This window comes from Bacillus sp. P4_D3 (genome assembly GCF_056401855.1).
Window position 1 is genome coordinate 1 of the sequence record NZ_JBFUIN010000339.1, and the last position, 3,445, is coordinate 3,445.

Consider the following 3,445-nt stretch of genomic DNA (forward strand, 5'->3'; position numbering starts at 1 on the left):
AGCATATATATCGGATTATTTGTAGTGACGGTGAATATATGGCAGAACTGTCTGGGAAGTTTCGGCATGAAGCGTTAACGAAGGGGGATTATCCGGCAGTTGGTGATTGGGTGTATATAAAGAAAATAGAAAATGAGAAAAAGGCAATTATTCACCGTATTTTTCCGAGAAGAAGTTCTTTTTCAAGACAAGAAGCTGGTAACAGAACTGAAGAACAAATTATCGCAACAAATGTAGATTATCTATTTTTAGTGAATGCACTTAACCATGATTTCAACGTAAGAAGGATGGAACGTTATTTGCTGGTGGCTTATGAGAGCGGTGCAATGCCTGTTATTGTTTTAACGAAGAGTAGTTTATGTGAAGATGTGGAACAGAAAATTGCAGAAACTGAAGCGGTAGCAATCGGTGTTCCGATATTTGTTGTTGATAGCTTAGTGTACGTCGGAATAGAATCATTGCAACAATTTGTTTCACCAGGAAAAACAATTGCTTTAGTTGGATCTTCAGGTGCAGGGAAATCTACTTTGTTAAATGCATTAATAGGAACAGATGTAGCAAAAACCGGAGATATACGTGAAGAAGATAGTAAAGGAAGGCATACGACAACTCACCGTGAATTGTTCCAATTACCGAGTGGCGGTTTAGTAATTGACACGCCTGGTATGAGGGAACTTCAGCTTTGGGAAGGAAGCGCGGCAATTCAAACTACATTTTCCGATATTGAAGATCTTGCAAATACTTGCCGCTTTCGAGATTGTAAACATGAAGGTGAACCAGGATGTGCAGTGCGAAGTGCTATAGATAACGGAACTATACCCGTAGAGCGCTTACTAAGCTATAAAAAACTGCAAAGAGAATTGGCATATGTTATGAGAAAACAAAACATTACTCTGGCAAGAGCGGAACGAGATAGATGGAAAAAGGTTTCTAAACAACATAAAAAAATGTAAAAAACCAAAGGGCTTGTTCCTTTGGTTTTTTTGTATTTGTAAATTTTATAATAATGTTATTCGTATATATAGACAAAAGAAATTAATTTGTTTAAACTTTACAAAGTGTTCATCAAAACAAGTTATAAAAATAGAAACTAAGGAATGGAATATATTCAAAATTAGCTCTATTTAATCTTTAAAGCTTAATATTGAAATGCAGGAGGTTTATAATGAGTAAACTAGTAAGTTGGTTTAGAGATATGAAAGTAGCAAAAAAGCTATTAATTTCATTTTTTGTTATATTAATTGCGGCAGTCTCTATTATTGGGGGCATGTCGTATCAAACAGCTAAAAAGAATTTTGAATCACAAATTATGAGTAGCGCTCAGGATAATATAAAAATATTGGATAATTTAATCAATCAAATGATTGAAGCGAAATTCAACGATGTAAATAATTTTGCACGAGTGATTCATAGTGATATGTATCAAGGAGATAATCAGGATGAACTAAGAAAAACATTATCCCAATATATTAGTTTGAACAAAGATGTAGAACAAGTGTATGTTGCTGGAAACGATAAAAAATTTGTACAAGAACCAAATATACAAATGGCAGCAGATTATGATCCAACAGCGCGTTCTTGGTATAAAGATGCAGTGAATAAGCAAGGTGGAATTGTTGTCACTGAACCATATAAGGCACAAGGGAATGGACATATTGTCGTAACAATCGCAAAACAAACTGAAGATAAAAATGGTGTTATTGCGGTAGATTTAAGTTTAGATAATTTATTAAAAACAACAAAGTTAATCAATATTGGTAAAAAAGGCTATGCTTTCATTTTAGATGGAAAACAAAAAATAATTGCTCACCCTCAAGAAAAATCGGGTGACAAGGCAGATGATTCTTGGGGAAAGAAAATATACGAAGATAACCATGGCACTTTTTCATACACTTATGGTGGTAGTGAAAAGAAAATGGTATTCGCGACAAATTTAAAAACAGGTTGGAAAATTGCGGGGACGATGTATTCAAATGAAGTAGTTGAAGCTGCTCAACCTGTATTTTATAATATGTTAATTGTAATGTTTATTTCATTAGTTGTAGGCGGAGCGCTTATTTATTTCGTGACACTTTCTATTACCAAACCTTTAAAACAATTAGTTGTCACTTCTAAAGAAATAAGCGAAGGGGACTTAACTCAAACGATTCAAATACATTCAAATGATGAAATTGGACAACTTGCTAAAGGTTTTAATGAGATGACTCATTCACTACGTACATTAATTGGAAGAATTAATACTTCAGCGGGGCATGTTGCAGCTGCATCTGAAGAGTTAACAGCAAGTGTGAGACAGGCGAGTGAAGCGACTGAACAAATTACATCAGCAATGGATGAAATATCAAGTGGTGCAACGACGCAAAACGCAAGCGTAGAAAATGGTGCTATGTTACTGTTTGATGTAACAGAAGGGATTCAGCATGTAGCAAATAGCTCATCATCTATTAATACTGCTTCTGCTCACACTCGCGAAAAAGCAGAAGATGGCGGAAAGCTAGTTGGAAAAACAGTAAATCAAATGCAATCTATTGCGGAATCTGTTTCACAGTCAGATGCTGTTATTCAGTTGTTGAATAACAAATCAAAGCAAATTGGTGATATTTTAGAAGTCATTCAAAATATTGCAGATCAGACAAATCTTCTAGCTTTAAATGCAGCAATTGAGGCTGCAAGAGCTGGTGAGCATGGAAGAGGCTTTGCAATCGTTGCTGATGAAGTACGAAAATTAGCAGAACAATCTAGTGTATCATCAAGTGAAATTAGTAAATTAATTTGTGAAATACAAGACGATATGAGCAAGACAGTAAAGTCTATGAATAATGTAAATGAAGAAGTGCAATCTGGACTTGTTATTGCAAATGAAACAAAACAAAATTTTGCTGAGATTTTACAATCTACAAATGAAATTGTTGATCAAATTAAAACGATGGTTGAAACGGCTAATGGAATGTCAAAAGGTGCAAATGAAGTATCCATTTCAGTTGGCCAAATTGCAATGACAGCACAAAATAACGCGACGAGTACACAAAGTGTTGCAGCGTCAGCTGAGGAGCAGCTAGCTTCCATGGAGGAAATTGGTTCTGCAGCTGGTACACTAGCTCAAATGGCTGAAGAGTTACAAGTATTAATTGAAAGATTTAAAGTATAAAAAGGGGAGGCTGTCTCAAAATAGCATTAGTGTTATTAGAGACAGTCTTTTAGCTGATAAACGGATTAGAGGTTCAATGTATGTAATGTTTGTCGAAAAATAGAGGAATTTGTTAAGCGGGTGTATAATTAATATAATATAGACTACGTTTAAAGGAGATCGGTATGGGAGTGTATTGGGGAACGAAAAGACATTCTTGGCTTAGCTATGTCTCGTTTTGGTTAAGTATTTTATTCTTTGTTGCTTTTTTAATTGAAGTGTTTGTATTTAAAACACTTTCAAATAGCTCATTAGAAA

At 34.7% G+C, this 3,445-nt stretch carries 2 protein-coding genes; both read left to right on the plus strand.

Annotated elements, in window-relative coordinates:
• Positions 1 to 953 (plus strand): ribosome small subunit-dependent GTPase A (gene rsgA, locus AC1DTM_RS20625; protein ID WP_477000763.1); only part of this gene is annotated, 953 nt, incomplete at its 5' end.
• Between the two features lie 212 nt (positions 954 to 1,165).
• On the plus strand, positions 1,166 to 3,148 hold the full coding sequence (locus tag AC1DTM_RS20630) for a HAMP domain-containing methyl-accepting chemotaxis protein (protein WP_078173217.1): 1,983 nt from the start codon (positions 1,166 to 1,168) through the stop codon (positions 3,146 to 3,148).
• Positions 3,149 to 3,445 lie beyond the last annotated feature (297 nt).

Coding starts and splice junctions, on each gene's coding strand:
- AC1DTM_RS20630 (WP_078173217.1), top strand. CDS start 1,166: ATGAGTAAACTAGTAAGTTGGTTTAGAGATATGAAAGTAGCAAAAAAG.